This window comes from Paenibacillus sp. Cedars (genome assembly GCF_003184205.1).
In the GTDB taxonomy this organism is placed as follows: Bacteria; Bacillota; Bacilli; order Paenibacillales; family Paenibacillaceae; genus Paenibacillus_AQ; species Paenibacillus_AQ glucanolyticus.
The window spans coordinates 1,316,969-1,335,730 of sequence record NZ_CP020866.1 but is presented as its reverse complement, the minus strand read 5'-3'; the positions used below and the strand labels follow the sequence as shown (position 1 = coordinate 1,335,730).

General features: G+C 48.5%; 22 protein-coding genes, 1 tRNA gene and 1 riboswitch. Of the genes, 4 read left to right on the top strand and 19 right to left on the bottom strand.

The window, feature by feature from the left end; genetic code table 11:
• Window positions 1-289 precede the first annotated feature (289 nt).
• From B9D94_RS07865 to racE, 9 genes are all read right to left on the bottom strand, one after another.
• Window positions 290-1,750, bottom strand: coding sequence for a serine hydrolase domain-containing protein (locus B9D94_RS07865; RefSeq protein ID WP_051449254.1), 1,461 nt, complete (start codon window positions 1,748-1,750; stop codon window positions 290-292).
• Window positions 1,747-2,301: a hypothetical protein gene (locus tag B9D94_RS07860; protein WP_006211731.1), complete on the bottom strand. Its 555-nt coding sequence runs from the start codon at window positions 2,299-2,301 to the stop codon at window positions 1,747-1,749. The genes B9D94_RS07865 and B9D94_RS07860 overlap by 4 nt, the downstream gene beginning before the upstream one ends.
• Entirely contained in the window at window positions 2,298-2,663 is a 366-nt protein-coding gene (locus B9D94_RS07855; protein ID WP_148246767.1) for a PadR family transcriptional regulator, read from the bottom strand. The genes B9D94_RS07860 and B9D94_RS07855 overlap by 4 nt, the downstream gene beginning before the upstream one ends.
• 129 nt (window positions 2,664-2,792) lie before the next feature.
• On the bottom strand, window positions 2,793-3,059 hold the full coding sequence (locus B9D94_RS07850) for a hypothetical protein (RefSeq protein ID WP_006211733.1): 267 nt from the start codon (window positions 3,057-3,059) through the stop codon (window positions 2,793-2,795).
• A 124-nt stretch (window positions 3,060-3,183) separates the two neighbouring features.
• On the bottom strand, window positions 3,184-3,405 hold the full coding sequence (locus B9D94_RS07845; protein ID WP_006211734.1) for a YuzB family protein: 222 nt from the start codon (window positions 3,403-3,405) through the stop codon (window positions 3,184-3,186).
• 30 nt (window positions 3,406-3,435) lie between these two features.
• Window positions 3,436-3,738: a hypothetical protein gene (locus B9D94_RS07840; protein WP_006211735.1), complete on the bottom strand. Its 303-nt coding sequence runs from the start codon at window positions 3,736-3,738 to the stop codon at window positions 3,436-3,438.
• Between the two features lie 132 nt (window positions 3,739-3,870).
• Window positions 3,871-4,116: a hypothetical protein gene (locus tag B9D94_RS07835; RefSeq protein WP_006211736.1), complete on the bottom strand. Its 246-nt coding sequence runs from the start codon at window positions 4,114-4,116 to the stop codon at window positions 3,871-3,873.
• 201 nt (window positions 4,117-4,317) lie between these two features.
• Complete coding sequence (locus B9D94_RS07830; RefSeq protein ID WP_148246766.1) at window positions 4,318-5,520, bottom strand: M14 family metallopeptidase; 1,203 nt, start codon at window positions 5,518-5,520, stop codon at window positions 4,318-4,320.
• A 186-nt stretch (window positions 5,521-5,706) separates the two neighbouring features.
• Window positions 5,707-6,513 (bottom strand): glutamate racemase, encoded by an 807-nt coding sequence (racE, locus tag B9D94_RS07825; protein WP_006211738.1) that lies wholly within the window; start codon window positions 6,511-6,513, stop codon window positions 5,707-5,709.
• Between the two features lie 199 nt (window positions 6,514-6,712).
• Here racE and B9D94_RS07820 point away from each other — a divergent pair, with 199 nt between their 5' ends.
• Window positions 6,713-7,840, top strand: coding sequence for a nitric oxide synthase oxygenase (locus B9D94_RS07820; RefSeq protein WP_148246765.1), 1,128 nt, complete (start codon window positions 6,713-6,715; stop codon window positions 7,838-7,840).
• Between the two features lie 124 nt (window positions 7,841-7,964).
• Here the strand turns inward: B9D94_RS07820 and B9D94_RS07815 are convergent, their stop codons facing one another.
• The 5 genes from B9D94_RS07815 to B9D94_RS07795 all read right to left on the bottom strand — a co-directional run bounded on the left by B9D94_RS07815 (window position 7,965) and on the right by B9D94_RS07795 (window position 11,475).
• Window positions 7,965-8,330 (bottom strand): YtxH domain-containing protein, encoded by a 366-nt coding sequence (locus B9D94_RS07815; protein ID WP_006211740.1) that lies wholly within the window; start codon window positions 8,328-8,330, stop codon window positions 7,965-7,967.
• Window positions 8,331-8,345: 15 nt separating this feature from the next.
• On the bottom strand, window positions 8,346-8,798 hold the full coding sequence (locus tag B9D94_RS07810) for a DUF948 domain-containing protein (RefSeq protein ID WP_148246764.1): 453 nt from the start codon (window positions 8,796-8,798) through the stop codon (window positions 8,346-8,348).
• Window positions 8,799-9,075: 277 nt separating this feature from the next.
• Window positions 9,076-9,498, bottom strand: a complete 423-nt coding sequence (locus B9D94_RS07805; RefSeq protein WP_076150996.1) for a DUF86 domain-containing protein — start codon at window positions 9,496-9,498, stop codon at window positions 9,076-9,078.
• A 45-nt stretch (window positions 9,499-9,543) separates the two neighbouring features.
• Window positions 9,544-9,831, bottom strand: coding sequence for a Dabb family protein (locus B9D94_RS07800; protein ID WP_063480235.1), 288 nt, complete (start codon window positions 9,829-9,831; stop codon window positions 9,544-9,546).
• Between the two features lie 207 nt (window positions 9,832-10,038).
• Entirely contained in the window at window positions 10,039-11,475 is a 1,437-nt protein-coding gene (locus B9D94_RS07795) for an NAD(P)/FAD-dependent oxidoreductase (RefSeq protein ID WP_006211744.1), read from the bottom strand.
• A 74-nt stretch (window positions 11,476-11,549) separates the two neighbouring features.
• Window positions 11,550-11,649, bottom strand: a riboswitch (purine riboswitch).
• 285 nt (window positions 11,650-11,934) lie between these two features.
• On the opposite strand from B9D94_RS07795, the gene B9D94_RS07790 reads away from it, so the two are divergent.
• Together B9D94_RS07790 and B9D94_RS07785 are read left to right on the top strand one after the other, a co-directional pair.
• A complete protein-coding gene (locus B9D94_RS07790; protein WP_148246763.1) occupies window positions 11,935-12,537 on the top strand; it encodes a helix-turn-helix domain-containing protein in 603 nt (200 codons plus the stop codon).
• Window positions 12,538-12,707: 170 nt separating this feature from the next.
• Window positions 12,708-12,899, top strand: a complete 192-nt coding sequence (locus B9D94_RS07785; RefSeq protein WP_036641604.1) for a hypothetical protein — start codon at window positions 12,708-12,710, stop codon at window positions 12,897-12,899.
• Between the two features lie 144 nt (window positions 12,900-13,043).
• Here B9D94_RS07785 and B9D94_RS07780 read toward each other — a convergent pair whose 3' ends face one another.
• Together B9D94_RS07780 and B9D94_RS07775 are read right to left on the bottom strand one after the other, a co-directional pair.
• Window positions 13,044-13,742: a WD40/YVTN/BNR-like repeat-containing protein gene (locus B9D94_RS07780; protein ID WP_148246762.1), complete on the bottom strand. Its 699-nt coding sequence runs from the start codon at window positions 13,740-13,742 to the stop codon at window positions 13,044-13,046.
• A 202-nt stretch (window positions 13,743-13,944) separates the two neighbouring features.
• Window positions 13,945-14,028, bottom strand: a tRNA-Leu gene (locus B9D94_RS07775).
• 285 nt (window positions 14,029-14,313) lie between these two features.
• On the opposite strand from B9D94_RS07775, the gene B9D94_RS07770 reads away from it, so the two are divergent.
• Entirely contained in the window at window positions 14,314-14,550 is a 237-nt protein-coding gene (locus B9D94_RS07770; protein WP_006211749.1) for a YczF family membrane protein, read from the top strand.
• A gap of 22 nt (window positions 14,551-14,572) precedes the next feature.
• Here the strand turns inward: B9D94_RS07770 and B9D94_RS07765 are convergent, their stop codons facing one another.
• Genes B9D94_RS07765 through B9D94_RS07755 form a run of 3 tightly spaced genes read right to left on the bottom strand, consistent with a single transcriptional unit; the run spans window position 14,573 to window position 18,681 of the window.
• On the bottom strand, window positions 14,573-15,721 hold the full coding sequence (locus tag B9D94_RS07765) for a GerAB/ArcD/ProY family transporter (RefSeq protein WP_148246761.1): 1,149 nt from the start codon (window positions 15,719-15,721) through the stop codon (window positions 14,573-14,575).
• 17 nt (window positions 15,722-15,738) lie between these two features.
• Window positions 15,739-16,953, bottom strand: a complete 1,215-nt coding sequence (locus tag B9D94_RS07760; protein ID WP_148246760.1) for a Ger(x)C family spore germination protein — start codon at window positions 16,951-16,953, stop codon at window positions 15,739-15,741.
• 15 nt (window positions 16,954-16,968) lie between these two features.
• On the bottom strand, window positions 16,969-18,681 hold the full coding sequence (locus B9D94_RS07755; RefSeq protein ID WP_082834438.1) for a spore germination protein: 1,713 nt from the start codon (window positions 18,679-18,681) through the stop codon (window positions 16,969-16,971).
• Between the last annotated feature and the right edge of the window lie 81 nt (window positions 18,682-18,762).

The window sequence follows — 18,762 nt, the reverse complement described above, 5'->3', positions numbered from 1 at the left end:
AAGATCTTAGATCTTGCGGGAAGCCCTTTTTGCGTTTGAAGCCGCTCCATGTACGAATCGTTCCTGCTGGTTGATCGCAAGAAAGCCCGGAAGCCAGAACGATTTCGCTCGCCCATATCTTTTATCAAGCGTCCACAATAAAAAATAAACCATAACGGCGTGAGTAACATCCTGAGCACCGCTATGGTTTATTTGAATTGTATTACTTTTGCCGGTATTTTTAATATGCTGCAGCAACTGATCACGCGCATAAAGTCATTTATTCTAGCTGCTCCATACAGCTCACAATTCAAGCCCGATGGGATATTGACTTCTGACGTCTTCTCCAGCTGACAAGCGCTCCGTACAAGAGCAAGAGTCCCATGATTGCAACGCAGGCAACGATCCCCAGCGTCAAGTAGGCAATGTCGGGTGCAAAAAGACGGATGGAGTTCCACGGCGAACTTGACAAACTCGTAAACAGTGGAATGATACCACCTGAAATAACAAAGAGAATCAAGCTAAACGGAAGAGCAAGGTGTAGCTTAAAGCTACGTTTATTCGTTATGATAAGCATCCATACAACGATGATCATCAAGATGATCCATATTCCTGCTAACAGCCAAATCAATGGATGGGTCCCCACGGAAAGCGGCTTCGGGTCTTGCCCATCAATTATGCTCCTCAGATCTTTTGATACCTGTATTAGTCTGGCTTCCTCAAGAATATGGTCCTTGTTGCTCAGAATGACGGCACCCATACCCCGATCCGGGATAAAAAAGATCTCCGCGCGAGCCTCAGGTGTTGATCCTGAATGCCATAACATGGCCTCCCCTTGGTCTGTCTCACTTATTCTCCAGCCTAATCCATAGGCACGATCAGTCCTATACTGGACCAGTGGTGACAGGAACAGCTCCTTGTATTCACGGCGGATCAAGCCTTCGTTCTCCTGAAGCAGAAACTGGAGATAACGCGCCATATCGTCAATGCTGGCTGTGATGTAACCATATGAAGCACCGCTGTTATCATACGGTATACTGCTTACTCTAGGATAACCAAACCAGGATTGAAACCCCTTCTCAAATCCGGTCTGGGCAGCCCGCTTCTCATCCGCCGCAGCCATGCTCATACCCAGCGGTCCAAACACATGCTTCTCCATGTAATCAGCATAGGATTGCCCGGACACTTCCTCCAGAATAGCACCCAGAATCATATAATTGGCATTACTGTATTGATGCTCTTCCCCAGGCGCCTTGCTAAGCTTCTCCCTGGAGAGATTACGAACATTCTCTTTCAAGGTAGAAGCCTCCTTGGCAGCCACATCGGAATACTCCAAGCCCGTAAATGTACTGTAGCCGCTCGTTTGTGCCAGCAATTGTCTTATCGTTATCGATGATACCTCGGGAGAAGTTTCCTCCGTAAACCACGGAAGATAATCTCCAACAGACCCATCCAGATCCACCTGACCGGACTCCAAAAGTTGAACAATCCCCAAAGCCGTCATGGATTTAGAAATTGATCCGAGTAAGAACGGGGTCTTGGAACTGACAGCGTTGCCCTCCCCAGTTACACCATAGCTGTTCGTAAACACAATATCCTCATCCTGCACGACTGCAACAGAAAGACCAGGAATCTTGTATTCCTCCATCATCTCTTTCATATACAGATCAATCTTTCCAAATCGTGCATCTTCCGCTTCAACTGCATGATCGAATGTTGGAAACAGGAATACCAGTACGGACAAGATCGTAAACATCCACTTCTTTCTCATGTTACGCTCCCAGCTTCCGTTTCCGGGAAAGGACGTCGATGTTTTCTTTTGTCATAAACATAGGCCACCAGCGTAATAACAGAAGATATCAAAAGGCTGAATAATATCAGAAGCATATTCCACCACGTCTGATCAGATATCCGATATAGTAAATGGAAGCCCGTAATCTCATACCCATTTACCCATGCCGTTGTTAATGAGAAGGAAAATGCCAACTGGCAAATGACGTATACCGCAGCAAAAATAAGCGGATACTTCAGAAATCCCCACAACCTTCCTGTGCTGGTTCGCTCTCCGGAGTCTTTCGGAGCAGGGGTGGATTGACTGGGGTCACTTACTCTTGAAAAGCCTTGTACCTCTGCATAGTCTCTGACATAAATAATGGGAGAGTCCAAATCTTGAAGTCCCATCTCTCCGTGCTCCCTGCATGCCTCCAAGTGTTCCTGAATTTGGGCTACCATTTCTTCCATCTGATGAGGCGTAATATCGTAGTTTTTCAATTCTTGACGGACTATGGTTATAAATTGTTCTTCTTCATAGGATAGTGTCATGATCTCCCGCTCTCCCGTTCCTCGCCGTTTGCATATAGCTGCACATTCGCTGATAACAGTGACCGAATATCCTGTTGCAGCTCCTGCCATTCCTGAATCTTGTTGTCCAGAAATACCCTTCCATTTGGCGTTATTTCATAATACACTCTGTACTTACCACTATCACTAAATTCTCTTGTATCCGTGACCCACCTCTGGTCTTTCAGCTTCGACAAGATCGGATAAATGCTGCCTACTCCCTTCAATTTCAGTTGATGTTTCTCAAGCTCCTTCATAATCTCGTAACCGTAACTCTTGCCATTGCTCAGAATGGCCAACACACACATCTCCAAATGTCCTTTAATTAGACTTGTTCTATCCATGACATGAATTTAACAGAAATATATATCGGAATCAAGTATATATTTCTAAGATATATATTTGATTCAAAAATATTAAAAAACCCGTTCAAGAGCTTACAGGCTCTTAAACGGGCTGCACAGGATTTATAACTACTTTTTAGCTGAACGAAGCTTGGACAGACGCTCCTGCTCCTCACCTAACAACTCTTCCGCCAATTCAACGGCGTTCGGATTCCCTTGTTCGATCACCTGATCGACCGCGCGTTCTGTGTGGGACAACGAATTCTCCGCTTGCTGAATTAACTGGTCCGTCGGATGCGACAATGCCGAAGATACGGCACGGTGCAGCTTCTCCACGGAATCAAGCGCACTGTTGCTGGGACTGTTGGAATGAAGACTGGAATCGTGACTGTTCATGACGGAAACTCCCTTCAATAGTTGTTGGTTCCTGTTGCCCTCTTAGCATGGATGGCTGAGTCAGGAACTATACCCGCAGGATGGGAATTTCCGTGAATACTTCAACTTGAATGCATATGGATCATTATTTGACAAACGCTAACGCCTTCGCCAGCACCTCATCCTCTGTTGGTGCGCTGACATAGCGGCCGTTAATATAAATAAACGCGCGTTTGCCGCATGGACCGCAATAGGATTTACAGCCGATCTTAATATCGGCATCCGGGACCAATTTCTGAATCTTCGGGATCATTGTTTTCAACCTTGTGTGTCTGCATTTCTCGCAGACGCGGATATCGTTAGCCATGGAATATTACCTTCTTCATTCTGAAGTGACCTAGTGGTCGCCGTGATTGCCTTGGGTCGGATTTGTAATCACAAAACCTTCCTCAGGGAAATAAAGATAGTCGATTTTGACACCGTCCAGGAAGGGTTGTCCAGCCTCCAAGATGACGTCGATCTCTTTATCTGTGGAGACAACGACATCCGTTTCCTTAGGTGTATCCATGTCGAGCCCGTAATGGGCATGATCTCCATGCGCGTGGGTAACCACGACGCGAAGTTTCTTGCCCGTGTTCTCTTCCTTGTCCAGCTCTCGCTTTATAACCTTGGCCGCATTGCGGGTAATTTTACATTTCACGTATATTCATCTCCTCACGGATGGTTCATTCAATATGTTATTGTAGACCCCAGCCGACTTTTTCGCAAGGGCCCTGTCTGATTCCGGAGCCTGAATTCCGCTTATCAGGCACGCTTGCATGCACCCTATTGTCTAGCTGGGCAGACTCGGGTATTTGCGCTCGACACGGGATACAAACCAGTTCATCAGCAGCATCGTAAATCCGATATCATCAATCGGCAGCAGAGGCATCAAGTCCGGCAGCACCCAGTACAGCGCAACCGGAATCAGGAATAACAGCTTGTCCCCTAGCGCAACCTGGGAAGAGGTCAAGTAACCGAATATCCGCTGGAATACGTGCGACCAGCGCCGAAGCGACCATAATCTTCTCCACTTCATGGTGTTTCCCTCCATTTCAACTGCATGTCTATATATCATTACCCAATTCACGAATCTCTAAGAAAACCTTAGCATCACGGTATTCGAGACCCTTACATTCGGTATAGGCGAAAAGAGACCACTGCCATGATCCATTATAGCAGCGGCCGTCTTTCTCTGTATATGCTATACGTTGCAGTGCCTTTTTCGTTTCAAAACAGCCTATCTCAAAGACATGAACGCAGCCAGGACGGATCCCACCTCTACACACAGATCTTCGAAATCTTCGAGCGGCAGCGGATTAATGCCATAACCAATCTCCACGGTGAAACCCGGCTTCCGAAAATGCTGAATAAACCAATCTTTGTAACCCGCATCACTGCCCTGCAGCTTAACCGGATGATAACCGCTTGCCTGACCCAATGTTCTGGCCATACCCTCGCTTTCCGGCGGCTCGTAATCCCGATAATTCCAATAGATCTCTTTCCCCTGACTATGAAGCGAGATCGCACGATCCGGTGAGATGTCCAGGGTATGCTGATACAACACGATGGCTTCCGCCTCGCATAACGGTGCGCTTCCCGCATAATCCTGCGGCGAAGGCCTGACCTTCCCCCTACGCGCCACTTCCTCATCCCAGTGGGCAGGGAATTGGTCTCCCAGATCTACACCGTTAATATTGGCTTTCCAGCGGCGAAAATCCTCACGCCCGCTATTCCATTCAATAAGACGCTCGTAATATGGATGAGAAGGCGTAACCCCTTCTTGTACAAGCTCTACGCCGTCCGGATTCGCCATCGGCACAATCCATAATGTATAGTTTCGGTACCACTCATCCGGCTCATAAGAATAGACCGATGAACCTTCCGTCAAGGCTTGGGCGTATTCCTCCAGAAACCGCATCAGGCAGGGGCTCGTCATCCATTCATTGGCATGCAAAGCGGCATTGATGTGAAGGTTTTTAGGGCCCCTACCGATTTTAGCTGCATAAATCGGTTTGCCCATAACACTCCTGCCGATGATACTCCACTCGATTGCAGGATAATGCAGCTGCATCTCTTGTATATCCCGCTCCAAATCCCGCGGTCCATATTCGCCGGATAATCGTATCCAATGTTTATGCGTTGTTGCCGGAAGGACAATCGTTTTTCCCTGTGGCAGATGGTTCGCCGATAACCCGGGGTTCAGTTCTTCCAGAGCTTCCTTCCGAAAACGAAAGGTCCCGGCAATACTATCAAAGGTATCATGTTCCTGAATAACATACCGTCGACGCAATGAAGTAGGAAGATATAACATTTGTCCCTGCTGGAGGTACGGCTGCTGCGCCGCCCATGGATTCGCCGTAATCAGCTGTTCAAACGCCAGACTGTATCTGGCCGCCACGCGCCTAAGCGTATCGCCTTTCTGTACGACATATTGCTGCATAATGGATTCCTTTCCGCGGCAAGGCCGCTTCGATTAGCGTCCATTCCATGTATATGAGCAGCTGGTTGTCCAACATGTATGCTGTGAAATTGAAGAAGCAGACCGCTAAGGTGATATCCCTTGTCCGGCCTGCTTATGTTGATGACCTTCATCGTTCCTGATAAGCCCAAGGAAATGAACCATAGATTATAGCTTCGTAATTTGCCAAACAACCGGCGTCCGCTTGATATGATCCCCGAGCCATTCCGTAGCGATGCTCTGGAAAATCACCGGATCTCCTGTACAGAAGAATTGATGCACCGGGCTTTCCTCACTGCTTGCGAGTTGGCCTTTATCGTACAGAATGGTACTGACTTCACGTGCTGTCTCATCGGCGGAGCTGATCAGCTTGACAGCCGGACCCATGACGGTCTGAATGGTATTCCTGAGAAACGGATAATGTGTGCAGCCCAGGATAAGGCAATCTATGGACGTGTCCTTGATGCCTCTCAGGGATTCTTGCACAACCTGCAAGGATTCCTTAGAGCGAAATAATCCATGTTCGACGAGCGGCACCAGCTTAGGGCAGGCTTGGCTCTGCACCTCGACATAAGGTGACAGCTGTTTCAGAGCCGCTGTATACGCTCCACTGCCAATGGTACCCGTTGTGCCTATCACGCCGACATTACCGGTCTTGGTTGCACTGATTGCGGCTCTGGCACCGGGGTGAATAACACCGATTACCGGAACAGACACTTTAGACGAAATATAATCGAGCGCCGCCGCCGTTGCTGTATTACAGGCGATAACAATCATTTTGGGATCATATTGAATTAAATAATCTACAATTTGCTCCGTAAATAATCGGACTTCTTCCGGCGTACGGGGTCCGTAGGGTGCGCGGGCTGTATCTCCGAAATAAATAATCTTCTCTCTCGGGAGCTGTCTCATCACTTCTTTAGCGACAGTCAGCCCGCCCACACCCGAGTCTAGTATTGCGATTGCTTGCTGCACGAACCCACCGCTTCCTTCTTATCATATTCATGGTTTACAGTGATACCATATGTCATTTCGGATCGAAATGTACCTTAAATCTTACCCCAATTTACCTTTGTCTTCAATGAGGACGCCGCTGTAGAGCCCTCCTCTTACTTTGTTCATGCAATTGTAGGACTCTTGTGCTATTCGTCAAACGTGGGTAGTTTATACTATAATGAGTGCGCATAGTAAAGGAGAATATCACGTGAAGGACAACATACATCCATCCGAACTTATGAAGTCGGCGGAACAATTTATCGGGCTCTGTTATGCAGAACTAAACCGGACTCAGGAAGAAGCGGAATCCCGGCTCATGGACATCCGCTCACAGATCGAGCTCACAGGTACATATGAGCATACGTCAGAGGAGCTGACGCACGGAGCCAAAATGGCCTGGCGAAACAGCAACCGCTGCATCGGCAGATTATTCTGGGATCGGCTCAAAGTAACCGATGCCAGACACTTGAGCAAGACTTCTGACATCTTTTCGGAGCTTATCCGGCATATCGAGAATGCCACCAATGGCGGAAAGATCGTACCGACCATTACGATTTTCCGACCATCCCGTCCAGGTGAACCCCCGCTCACGATCAAAAACCATCAATTAATACGATATGCGGGCTACGAAACGCCTGACGGTACAGTAGGTGACCCGGCTTCCATATCCTTCACGAAGGAATGCATGGAGCTTGGGTGGCAAGGTGATTTGACCCATCATGATGTCCTGCCGCTCGTTGTTCAGCAGGACAACGAACCGCCGGAATGGCTGTCGATTCCACACTCCTCTGTACTGGAGGTTTCCTTGGAGCATCCGGAACTGCCGGACCTTATCGACCAGGGGTTAAAATGGTACGGGGTGCCTATCATATCGGATATGCTGCTGGAGATCGGCGGAATTATGTATACGGCCGCCCCGTTTAATGGCTGGTATATGGGAACCGAGATTGGAGCCCGCAATTTGGCAGATAAGGAACGTTACAACAAACTTCCGCTTATTGCCGAGCTTATGGGGCAGGATACGTCCAACGAATCCACCTTGTGGCGGGATCGCGCACTGGTTGAACTGAATTATGCCGTGCTCTATTCCTTCAAAAAAGCAGGCGTCAGCATCGTAGATCACCATACGGCGGCAACCCAGTTCGGCTTGTTTGAACGACGGGAAGAGCAGGCGAAGCGTGAGCTTACCGGGGATTGGAGCTGGTTGATCCCTCCAGTCTCACCAGCGACAACACATATTTTTCATAAATCCTATAATAACGAAATTCGTTCGCCGTATTTTCATTACAGGAACAAGGGGCAGTAATATCATCTCTCATCTCCAATTCACAGCAAAGCCGGGGTCTCAAATGAGACACCGGCTTTCATGTATTTTGGCATATTGCTTATCCTCATGAATGCTGCGCTAGATACCGAATGCTAAACTCTTGTTAATCGTTGACCTTCACATCCGAAGTGTAGGACGCAAACGGCTCTTCTTCAAAATCCTCGTCATCAAATGAAGAGACCTGCGCAACTTCTTCTTCTGCCAGCCAGCTCTCTTGCCGGTTACGCCATGACTGAATGTCGGAGATTACGTTCTCTGCCCGATCGGTCATGATCCCAATCAGATTAACGCCTTGCTCTCCTACCTTCTCCGCTACCTCCTGAACCTTGCTGCCGATACCCCGGGCGCCGTCAGCAATATCCCCTCGAAGCTCTTTGCCGGATTTCGGAGCCAGAAGAAGCGCTGTAACGGAACCTGCAACACTGCCGATTAATACTCCCCAGAGGAGTCCTTTGCCCTTCTCTTTCATATCCCATCTCTCCTTCTATTTGGCCTGCCCTTCGCCGGACTTGGAGGTGTACCTGCTCCATGAATGCCAGAGTGTCATCCCGGCATCCACCCATCGGAACATCTCCCCGATTTGACGTTCATTATCGAGGCGTGCACGTTCCAAATGCTCGATGGCGGTGATAGAGGCTTTTTTCCCTACGGCGTGAACGGCATCTGCCGTCTTGGCTACCGCCGATGCAGCATCAGTCATGGAAGCGGCAAAAGCCTCGCCAGCTGCCAGCTGACGCTGAATCATCTCTAAAGAGACAGACGTTTGCCGGAGCACCTGCGAGGCCTCCTGTGCTAATTGAGTACTGTCTTCCTCAAGCCTGCTCAGCATGGCCTCGGTCCGGTTCAGCAGTTTCTTCATCGACAGCATCACGATGATCGCTGCTACCGCAATCAGAACGATGCCGACGCCAGCCACCAGCGCACTCCACTCTGTCATAGGGAACTCCTCCTTTCGTCCGACCGGGCGAATGCCTAGTCGCTTGATGCATTATAAGCAGGATGGGCTTGTATTGACACAACATCACAAGTTTTTTTATTTCCGGCAAGGAACAAAACCGGAATCGGCAGGGCTTCGGACAACGTGTGTTTATGGATGGATCCCCACATAGAAACAGACCGCTCAAGGGATTCTTGGCGGTCTGCTGCGAATAGTTATAGAGTCGAGCCTATATTAACTAACATGGGAACTGCTTCTAAAGAGATACAGCAAGCAGTTAATACATTTCATTTTTCAGATAATGGCGTACGTTCTCAGCAAACTGCTCCAGCACATCAGGCAGAGCGGCAGTTAAAGGATGAAGTGTATGCCTGTCCCATTCATAGTAGTCCTGAACGAGCGGTTTACGCAGTCTGACCAGCTCCAGCAGCACGGTATGAACCTCTTGAGGGAACACCTTTTCCTCATGGTTGATGTCCATAATATCCTCATAGCTGCTGGCATCCCGCATAATAAACCCATCAATCAGATAACTTCCGACATCCGTAACGACCTCAATCGCCAGATGAAGCCCGCGCTCCTGTACCAAGCCAAGCACCAGGCCCCCATCCCATGATTGCGCTGCAGTTCGCAATCCTTCAGCTATTTCAGGGATCGCTTTCAGCCGCCGTTCAATTTGCTCTTGATTCACATAATACACGGCAAATCTCCTCCAGCCTGTTGTTGTATGTCTATTGTAAACCGCCTACACTTCAAAATCGACGCTAAGCGTATGATCTTTCACCGTATTAATGTAACGGATGACTTCCTGATGAACAGGATGAACGGCATAAGCCTGCAGATCTTCAAGGTTATCCACTTCAACTATCAAAGCCAAATCATAAGAGCGCTCGGAGCGAATAAGATCAGCCCCCGCTTCTATGGATCTGAGCATCGGGATCTTCCCATCCATGTCGCGCAGCACCTGAACTGTTTTCTCAATATTCTCAGCCGTCGGCTCCTTCAATTTAAAAAACACAATATGTTTAATCATCGCCCGTTCCTCCATCTCTCGCGTTTATGTAATTCTCCCGTATCTATCATAACCCGTTCGTCCAAAAAAAGAAATCGCTCTCACTTACATGCAGGCCGGTAAACCGTCCCGATACGGAGCCCGAGAAAACAAAACAGGAGCATCGTTCGGCTGCTGCCGGAACGCGCTCCTGATAGAACATCCTGTTCTTGATAATTGCCATTGATATCATGAACTTAAACGGTTTAGCATGTTCTGGGCAATCCATATGCCCGCCGCCCCGGCTTGAGCAAGTCCCCTCGTAATTCCGGCTCCATCGCCACCACAGAATAGACCCTTGATCTCCGTCTCGAAGGACTCCGTCAGCTTCGGCCGAGCAGAGTAGAACTTCGCCTCTACCCCGTAGAACAGTGTGTGCTCGGATGCAATGCCCGGTGTGACTTTATCCAGCGCTTCAACCATCTCAATCAGGCTCTTCATCGTGTTGTAGGGCAGAACCAAGCCCAGATCTCCGGGGACTGCTTCCTTAAGAGTCGGCTCCAGAAAACCTTCGCGGATTCTGCCTTCGGTTGATCTTCGGCCGCGCAGCACGTCTCCGTATTTCTGTACAATAACACCGCCGCTGGATAAATCGTTAGCCCGCTTGCAGATTTCCCGCGCGTATTCGTTAGGCTTGTCAAACGGCTCCGTGAACTTATGGGACACCAGCAGCGCAAAGTTCGTATTGGCCGAGCCCAATGCCGGATCTTTATAGGAATGGCCGTTGGCTGCCATCACACCGCTGTGGTTCTCAACGACAACATGACCCGAAGGGTTGCTGCAGAACGTTCTCACGCGGGTTCCAACCGAGGTATTAAAGATGAATTTGCCTTCATACAAGTGCTCATTAATTTCTCTCATGACTACGTCGGAGGTTTCAACACGCACGCCCACATCCACTTGGTTGTTATGCATTTTCAATCTGCGTTTTTTTAATATGCTGGTCAACCAGGCAGAGCCGTCTCGTCCCGGGGCAACCATAACCAAATTCGCCTCATGAACCTCTCCGCCCTTCATTGCAATGCCGGTAACGCGGTACGTTCCGTCTTCTTTGACGGTAACCAGATCCTCTACCTCTGCCCGGAAGGCCATATCGACCCTGGTCTTCAAATATTCGTAGATCGATTTCAGAATCTCCAAATTTTGTTCGGTTCCAAGATGTCTTACCTGAGCGCGAAGCAGCTTAAGTCCGGCCGCATATCCTCGCTGCTCAATATCCCGAATCGCATTCGTGGTTGGATCCGTAATCGCCGGTGTCGCTCCATGCTCCAGATTAATGGCATCCACGTATTGAATAAGTTCCATTACCTTGGAGCCAGGCAAATAATCAGTCATCCAGCCGCCAAACTCTGTCGTTATGTTGAATTTGCCGTCACTGTATGCCCCAGCCCCGCCAAAACCAGCCGTAATCGAGCAAGCCGGCAGACATCCGGCAAATTCTTTGCGCCCTATGGCTGGCGGACAGAGCTTGATTTTCTCCTCCAGAATCGGGCAGCTTCTCCGGTAAATATCATGCCCCTTGTCCACCAGCAGCACCTTGCTGCCCGGTGATTTCAATGTCAGTTCATAACACGCGAATATTCCCGCCGGTCCGGCGCCAACCACGATAACATCATATTTGCTCATCATATCCCCCTGTGTGTTTGACTGTACTCTTGCACACCGACTCCAGGCACAAAAAAATCCTGCTACGAATAGGTATGCTTGCGCATCCTACTCGTAGTCAGGAATTTAAGGTCCCTTGTAGAAACCCCTGAACCTTATTATCAGGGATATACGAATAAGCATCATTCAACTTCAACAACCACAGTTAATATAAACTCAAATTACGAATATGTCAAACATAATCATATTTTTCGTTCGTGTTTTAAGCATAAACAAATAATAAATTCTGATATAAAATAATATAATGACTAAAAGACGAACGATAACATCTGTAAACAAATTGTTAAACCAGGACTTTCAGACGATTACACTGCCCTTACAAATCACGTAACAACGAAATGGAAACAAATGTTTAACGATTGGCTATTGAAAAGTGAGTGTCGAATATTGTAGTATTGTGTTAAAAAAATCGGAGGAATTATGCCTACACAACTGCAGCAAGAAAAACACTCCATAGAGGCGTGGTCCCTGATCAATCGTAAATATTTGGGGAAAGGTGTGCGAGTCAAGCGCTTTCGCCGGCCGACCCGCTGCCAAATTCGTAACCGCGTCCTGCTAGCCATACTTATGGCCAACGACATCAAGCTGTCACAATTGGCCGAAGAACTGGGAGTATCCTCCCGTAGTGTCAGTGCCTGGGTGTATGAGGGACGCGTTCCCGGAAAAAACAACCTGGAGAAAGCCTGCAGCTACTTGGGTTATCCCCGTCATATCCTCTTCAGAGAAGAACTGCTGGAGAAATCACCATTGATCTGTCAGCCTGCACCTTCCCGCTTCATGAAACGCACCCTGACACGTTCTCCGGTTAGCAATCGGATTCTGACAGGCCTGTGCATGGTTCATGATTTGTCGGTAAGCGATGTCAGCCGCTGGATCGGCGTCCATCCCGGCACGTTCCGCAAATGGCTGCATCAAGGCACCGTACCATCCGGAGCATTTCAGGAAAAAGCGGAACAGTTCTTCCGTATCCCTAAATCTGTTCTGTTCGCAGATTGCGCATTGAAGCAAGATTCTCCTAAATGAAGTTATCATGATTTTTAATAACCATACTTAAGATGACGAACCAAACGCCCAGCAGGCCGGATTTGATCCGGCTTGGCTGGGCTTATTTTTTGTTATGGCATATTTGGAAGAGATCAGGGAATACAAGTAACATCGAGAATCGCGGCATCCAGAATGGAGGTGACTCACGCATGAAGTTGCGCCATAAGGAAATTGGCGGGGCATTGGGATTATTGGCCGGAACTACGATGGGCAGCGGCATCGGATTTCTGATAGGCTGGCACTCTTACGATCTGATAGTTCTGGTTGCCTTCTTCGGTTTATTCGGAATTACAGCCGGGCGGTGGGCTGGCTCCCGCATTGTATTCAAAGAGTTTCCGTAAACGTAAAAATCAATTGCCAAGCTCCACATTCTACAACCCCCTGCCCAAGATGCAGTGCAGCAAAAAAGCAGACAAGGAAACCATTCGCTTCCCCATCTGCTTTTTCTCATTTTGAGAAAACCCTCATCGGCGGTTTTTCACAATTCAAAGCGATTTATCATCCGTCGGCTCCCCTGCATAGCCCGTTGAATACTCATGAAAATAATCCTCGCCCAAGGTTGTATCCGGTATATCCTTTTCGCTCCAGGTCTTGCCTCCATCCTCTGTTATGGCCTGACCACTGAATCCACTTTCTGGTGATATAAAATGGAGAAAATCCCCATTCGGCGTGCTTCCAATCCGGTCCCATGTCTGCCCGCCATTGGTTGTGCGGTAGAGATCGTTATTCTCCATAACGGCCCAAGCCTGCTTGCCGTTCAGTGCAAAGATTTGACGCACGGTTCCCTTCAGCTGAGCTTGAACCTCCCATTCCGTACCACCGTTATCACTATATGCAATCCAGCCTTCTCCGCCTATCCATCCCGTTTTATGATTAACCAGCCTGACTGCCGTCACATCCGCTAAATCCACATCGGGCTGTAAGGCCGAAGCTTTCTGGTCATTCGTATGATTCTGTTCTGCATCGGCACTATGATCTCCGGCGTCATCAGCTTCACCCGCAGCATGATTCGAATTGGCAGGAGATTCTCCCTCAGGGTTAGCTCTGTTCGGAGCATTCGGGGATTGCTCCGGCACCGGAGCTTGGGCCCCATCCCCTCCATCCGATGGCTGGCAGCCTGCAACCAGGCCCACAACGATAAGCAGCAGTAAAATAAAGCCAAACCCAATTTGAGGTTTTATCATATGATCACACCCCTTACATTCAAAGTATTAATCGGCTACAACGGTTAACGGGTCCTCTATACTATATATCCAACTCCATCAATTTCACCCAAATGAAGAACACACTCTCATCTTTAGTATAACGCGATTTCTCTCTGAATAGGAACGAAAAAAGCTGCTCTTCAAGTAGAAATTCACTTGAAAAACAGCTTAAGTTCTTGGATGCGGTCGAGAGGACTCGAACCTCCACGGGGGTTAGCCCACACGGACCTGAACCGTGCGCGTCTGCCAATTCCGCCACGACCGCGTATTATGTAAGCCGGTGTTGTGTTGATCACCGTAATTAAGAGTATATTACGCCAGAAGTTAAAAAGCAAGCATTATTTTTTAAGAAAATGTCGAAACCGGATATTCCGCATAATTTCAACATTTCAACCCGACGCCAGATCGTCCATTGGTCAAGAATGATTCTGGAGAATACCCTCGTTTACTCATCCTCCACAGGGTATGTTTATTCGAGAAACCCCTCATACTAAAACAACCAAGCTCTGGAACCTGTAATATATACTTTACGAAGCGCGAGGACATAACGATGTATATGAAGAAATATGGAATCACCTTCCTGATGGGCTCACTCTGTCTTGCCTTCACCGTAATCACCGACATCCTGTTCGGTTTCCCATGGACTAACTTTATCATCAATTGGAAATTCACGCTGTTCTCCATTGTAGAAAAATGGACTGTTATCCTGCTGCTGATCTTATTGTTCGTTCCGGATGTATATCAATTCTTCAAAAAGAAAAAGTCCCGACATGCAAGCCAATCCTAATCCTCTTATAATAGGATGTGGCTCACGAAGCGGGACTTGAATTGGAATTAGGTTCGGATTTGGATCTGGATTTGGATTTCATCCTCCGTACCAGGATGCGGATCATCCCCAGAATAACCAAGACAGCAGGAATGACAATCGTGAATACAGGGAGCACGGTATACAGATACTTGCTCCCTTTCATAAGATGTTCGCTATAGGAGCGCGACAGAACCATCGAATTCCCCAGTATGATTACAGCATAGGGATAGATTAGTTTTTTGTACGGAATCTTAAACAGCTCCGATGTGCACATCAGCGCCGCATAATAATACAAACTTATTTTGAAAAACACGCCAATGATTAATACCATCACCACGAGTATTTCTGTTCGCTCGATAAACTCGGAAATATTGGCCTTGCCGACCATGGTAAGCAGCGGAAATACCGAACGCTCGGTAATATTCGTTCCCAGCACTGAAATGGTAATGGCTGAGGTCTGCGCCAGCATGACGCCGCAAAATAATATCGCCAAATAACCGGCCTTAATCCCTGTTTTCTTCTGATTCAAGGCAGGCATTAAGACTGTAGCAACAATAAGCTCCGCGAATGGAAAGTGAATGTTTTTCTCCACTACGGATTCCAAGATCGGCCCCGTGCCTTCTCCCATCACAGGCAGCAAACGCTGCAGGTCCACAATCCCGGCAAACAGGATGACCAACAAGCTAAACCCTCCGATAATCAATACGACGGCTAAGAAGATCAGCGCAGTACGGGCGAGCACCTCAATCCCTTTGCCCAGCACATACGCAACCGTCATCACCATGATAAGATTTACGATAAGCAGGGGAGTTTCCTTCAGCGCTGCCGATGCCATCACCAGAAGTCCTCCGTCAACAACATCTCTGGAAGCCGTATGCAAGTAGAACACACCGTACGACAATCCGACAAATCCACCTAAATATTTCCCAAGCAATATTCGGTAATATACAGTCGGAAGTTTATCGGGAAACAGGGAGTAGAGAAAAGCGTTCATTGAGAAAAGCAGCAGACCCATGATCATGCCGATCAGCATCGCGATCCATGAATCCTTACCGGCTTGCAATCCAAGATTCACGACAAGCGTGGTTCCAAATTGAAACAGGACCAACAGTGAGAAGAATTGGAGCGGACTAATTCTCACCTTCTCCATACGGCTCCTCCTTTTCGTTACTCGATGTGGATGTCGTGTTTAAAGGAACGATCTCTCATCTGTGAATTTCGCACGACCGAGTTCACTTGGTATTCAACCTGAATTCGCGGATAAATCACATCCCAGCGGTCTTTCAATTCCCGCCAGACCGCCGGTTTGGTCCGTTCGATTACGTGACTGAATCCCAAAATGTCACTATCCAATTTCTTGCTTTTTTCTACTGCTTTTTTCAAAATTCGCACAACCTCTTTGTTGACAGCCTCTTCAAGAATCTTCATCGTATGAGGGTCCCTCAGATCAATACTGCTGTTCACTTCCCGGATCGAGAGGTTCGGCTCAACAAAAATTCGAATGATTGGCTGCAGCGGATCCTGAAATTCGGCTTCAATTCGGGTCTTGGAGCGCATGACATCGAAAGCGACTTCACCTTGTCCATTTTCAAGTTTGATATGCAATGGCGTTTTTTGCATTTTATCCCTGATCCACACGGTCCCGCGGCTCTCTTCCTTCGTCATCCAGCCCTTGAGTTTTCCGCCTTTGAAAACAGCCAGATTGGAGATGACGGCTAACCCGTCGCTCTTCGCACTCTCCAAATTCGATTTCTTAGCTGCCCCCTCTTTGCTCCCTTCGATAATAACACCATTAATAATCGGTCCACCTCCAGGCGTAAGCATCCCCCGGATAACATCATCCACTTCAACCCGAAAGTTCTCGCTTAACTGTCTGGAGGTCAAATCGATCTTCTGTGCCAATGCGAAGGCTGTAATCTTCCCGATAGGAGTCAATACAGCGACAACCTCCTCGGCCCGCTGCCCCTTCCCGGCAACCAGAATTTCAGCTGTCAACCTGATATCGGAATCCCGATCCAGATAATCAAATAAATCGACGATGCCGTTCCTCGCGACATCATCGGATATGACAATTAAGCCCGTATGCGCCAGCGATATAATTCGCGGTACTTTTCGGGATGTATTGCGCATCGCTTCAATAACGGTTTTACCGGATGCTTGGTAGACTGATGTCGGTGTGGCCCCTCTTCCTGCTTTTCCGGAGATCTCATCGGCAACCACTGTTTGAAAAGAGATCAAGTACTGACTCTTGCTCACCATCCAATCGATACCGATCCCGGATACGATCGCCCGCCGGTTTAACTCCACCGCATCCCAGCAGCCGGTCATCATGGCAAGGCAGCAGCCAAGCACAAGGAAGGCAAACCATCTGTGTTTCAACATATCTCATGATCGCTCCTAACCTGAGTTACGATTCCCCTCGGCACTGGGAGCGACGGCATGCTGATTGCTGCCCCCGCCCCCTCTCTCGCTGCCGTTGTTCTGTTCTGCAGTGCCCGAACCGGCCCCGATGCCTTGCTGTGTCGATGAACGGTTTCCCTGCTTGCCGGATCCGGAAGCCGAAGCGGTGAGAGTAGCAGACTGAAGCGTTTTAAAGGGCATCCGCAGGACGGCATCCTTCTGGCTCTTGTACCGAAACGGGCTTATGGGCGCCAGGTAAGGTTCACCGAAGGAACGGAGACTGTTCATATGCGCAACAAGCACGATTAATCCCAAGGTGAGCCCATAAAAGCCAAACATGCCTGAGAGCACCATAAATCCAAACCGGATCAATCGGCCTGCAATGGACAAGTTGTACGCCGGTATCGCAAAGCTTGCGATACCGGTCAGGGCGACAACGATGACCATCGCAGGCGTAATCAGTCCAGCCTCTACCACTGCCTGTCCCAGGATCAAAGCACCCACAACCGAAACGGTTTGCCCGATGGCTCTCGGCATCCTCACGCCGGCTTCCCGCAGTATTTCAAAAACAATCTCCATGAGCATTGCTTCAACAAAGGCAGGGAAAGGCACACCTTCCCGCTGAGCCACCAAACTAATCAGCAATAAGGTTGGTACCATCTCATAGTGAAACGTAGTGAGTGCAATGTACACCGACGGGCCCAAGATCAAAATAATGAAGCAAAGATAGCGGACAATCCGCATCACAATGGCAATATCAAATCGCTGTGCATAGTCTTCCGGCGACTGAAAGAAATGAACGAATACCGTTGGGAGCACCAGGACAAATGGCGTTCCGTCAACCAAAACGATAATGCGTCCCTCCAGCAATTTGCCAGCTGCGTCATCGGGACGCTCCGTATTATAGATCGTCGGAAACGGCGTCACCGTTTTGTCCTGAATAAATTCTTCAATGTATGCGGACTCCAGAATCCCTTCAATTTTGATTCCGTGTATCCGTTCTTTGATTTCTTTCACAATCTCAGGATCTGCCTTCCCCTTAACGTACATAATCGCCACATGCGTATGGGTTACCGACCCGATCTTCATCGTCTCCAGCCACAGATCAGGAGATTTCATCCGCCGCCGGATCAAGGATATATTCGTGGCAATGGACTCTACAAAGCTGTCTTTCGGGCCCCGGACAACAAGCTGTGAAGTCGGCTCCGTCACAGACCGCCACTCGCCACCCTGCGTACCAGCTACGATGGCTTTTTCCGACCCTTCGATCAGGATGGCGGTATCGCCAGACAGTATGGCAAGCATAATATCATTCCACTCGGTCATGGTCCTGGATTCACCCATCGCGAGCCCATCCTCCATGATCCGCTTCAGCATGGCTTCAGGGTCTTCTTTATTCAATAGGTCAGGATTTACATGCAGCAGGGATTCCATCACAAAATGGTTGACCATTTGGGGATCGCTAAGCCCGTTCAGATAAACGATGGCGCAATTATCCTCAGGCTGACCGCCCAGTTTCAAACGGCGGATAACGATATCCGGGCTGTCTCCGGATTCAGTTCGTATACGAGCCAGTTGTTCTTCCATATTGCCCGAAATTACGGATGGCCTCGTCTTCGAGGATAGCTCCAGTTCCTCTGAATCCTTCTTTGGAGCTTTACGGCGGTTACGAGATCGGTAGCCTATCATGTTGGTATCCTCATCCTTCAAAACTCAAGTTATCTCCATTATTTGCTTTACATTCCTATTTCATGCGGAGAGCAAAGAGGAATTCAGATACGGAGCGAAGAA

Coding starts and splice junctions, on each gene's coding strand:
- B9D94_RS07835 (WP_006211736.1), bottom strand. CDS start 4,116: ATGAAGTGGAGAAGATTATGGTCGCTTCGGCGCTGGTCGCACGTATTC.
- B9D94_RS07810 (WP_148246764.1), bottom strand. CDS start 8,798: ATGACAGAGTGGAGTGCGCTGGTGGCTGGCGTCGGCATCGTTCTGATT.
- B9D94_RS07820 (WP_148246765.1), top strand. CDS start 6,713: ATGAGTGCGCATAGTAAAGGAGAATATCACGTGAAGGACAACATACAT.
- B9D94_RS07780 (WP_148246762.1), bottom strand. CDS start 13,742: ATGATAAAACCTCAAATTGGGTTTGGCTTTATTTTACTGCTGCTTATC.
- B9D94_RS07850 (WP_006211733.1), bottom strand. CDS start 3,059: ATGAACAGTCACGATTCCAGTCTTCATTCCAACAGTCCCAGCAACAGT.
- B9D94_RS07785 (WP_036641604.1), top strand. CDS start 12,708: ATGAAGTTGCGCCATAAGGAAATTGGCGGGGCATTGGGATTATTGGCC.
- B9D94_RS07865 (WP_051449254.1), bottom strand. CDS start 1,750: ATGAGAAAGAAGTGGATGTTTACGATCTTGTCCGTACTGGTATTCCTG.
- B9D94_RS07855 (WP_148246767.1), bottom strand. CDS start 2,663: ATGGATAGAACAAGTCTAATTAAAGGACATTTGGAGATGTGTGTGTTG.
- B9D94_RS07800 (WP_063480235.1), bottom strand. CDS start 9,831: ATGATTAAACATATTGTGTTTTTTAAATTGAAGGAGCCGACGGCTGAG.
- B9D94_RS07795 (WP_006211744.1), bottom strand. CDS start 11,475: ATGAGCAAATATGATGTTATCGTGGTTGGCGCCGGACCGGCGGGAATA.
- B9D94_RS07765 (WP_148246761.1), bottom strand. CDS start 15,721: ATGGAGAAGGTGAGAATTAGTCCGCTCCAATTCTTCTCACTGTTGGTC.
- B9D94_RS07845 (WP_006211734.1), bottom strand. CDS start 3,405: ATGGCTAACGATATCCGCGTCTGCGAGAAATGCAGACACACAAGGTTG.
- B9D94_RS07830 (WP_148246766.1), bottom strand. CDS start 5,520: ATGCAGCAATATGTCGTACAGAAAGGCGATACGCTTAGGCGCGTGGCG.
- B9D94_RS07790 (WP_148246763.1), top strand. CDS start 11,935: ATGCCTACACAACTGCAGCAAGAAAAACACTCCATAGAGGCGTGGTCC.
- B9D94_RS07815 (WP_006211740.1), bottom strand. CDS start 8,330: ATGAAAGAGAAGGGCAAAGGACTCCTCTGGGGAGTATTAATCGGCAGT.
- B9D94_RS07760 (WP_148246760.1), bottom strand. CDS start 16,953: ATGTTGAAACACAGATGGTTTGCCTTCCTTGTGCTTGGCTGCTGCCTT.
- B9D94_RS07770 (WP_006211749.1), top strand. CDS start 14,314: ATGTATATGAAGAAATATGGAATCACCTTCCTGATGGGCTCACTCTGT.
- B9D94_RS07860 (WP_006211731.1), bottom strand. CDS start 2,301: ATGACACTATCCTATGAAGAAGAACAATTTATAACCATAGTCCGTCAA.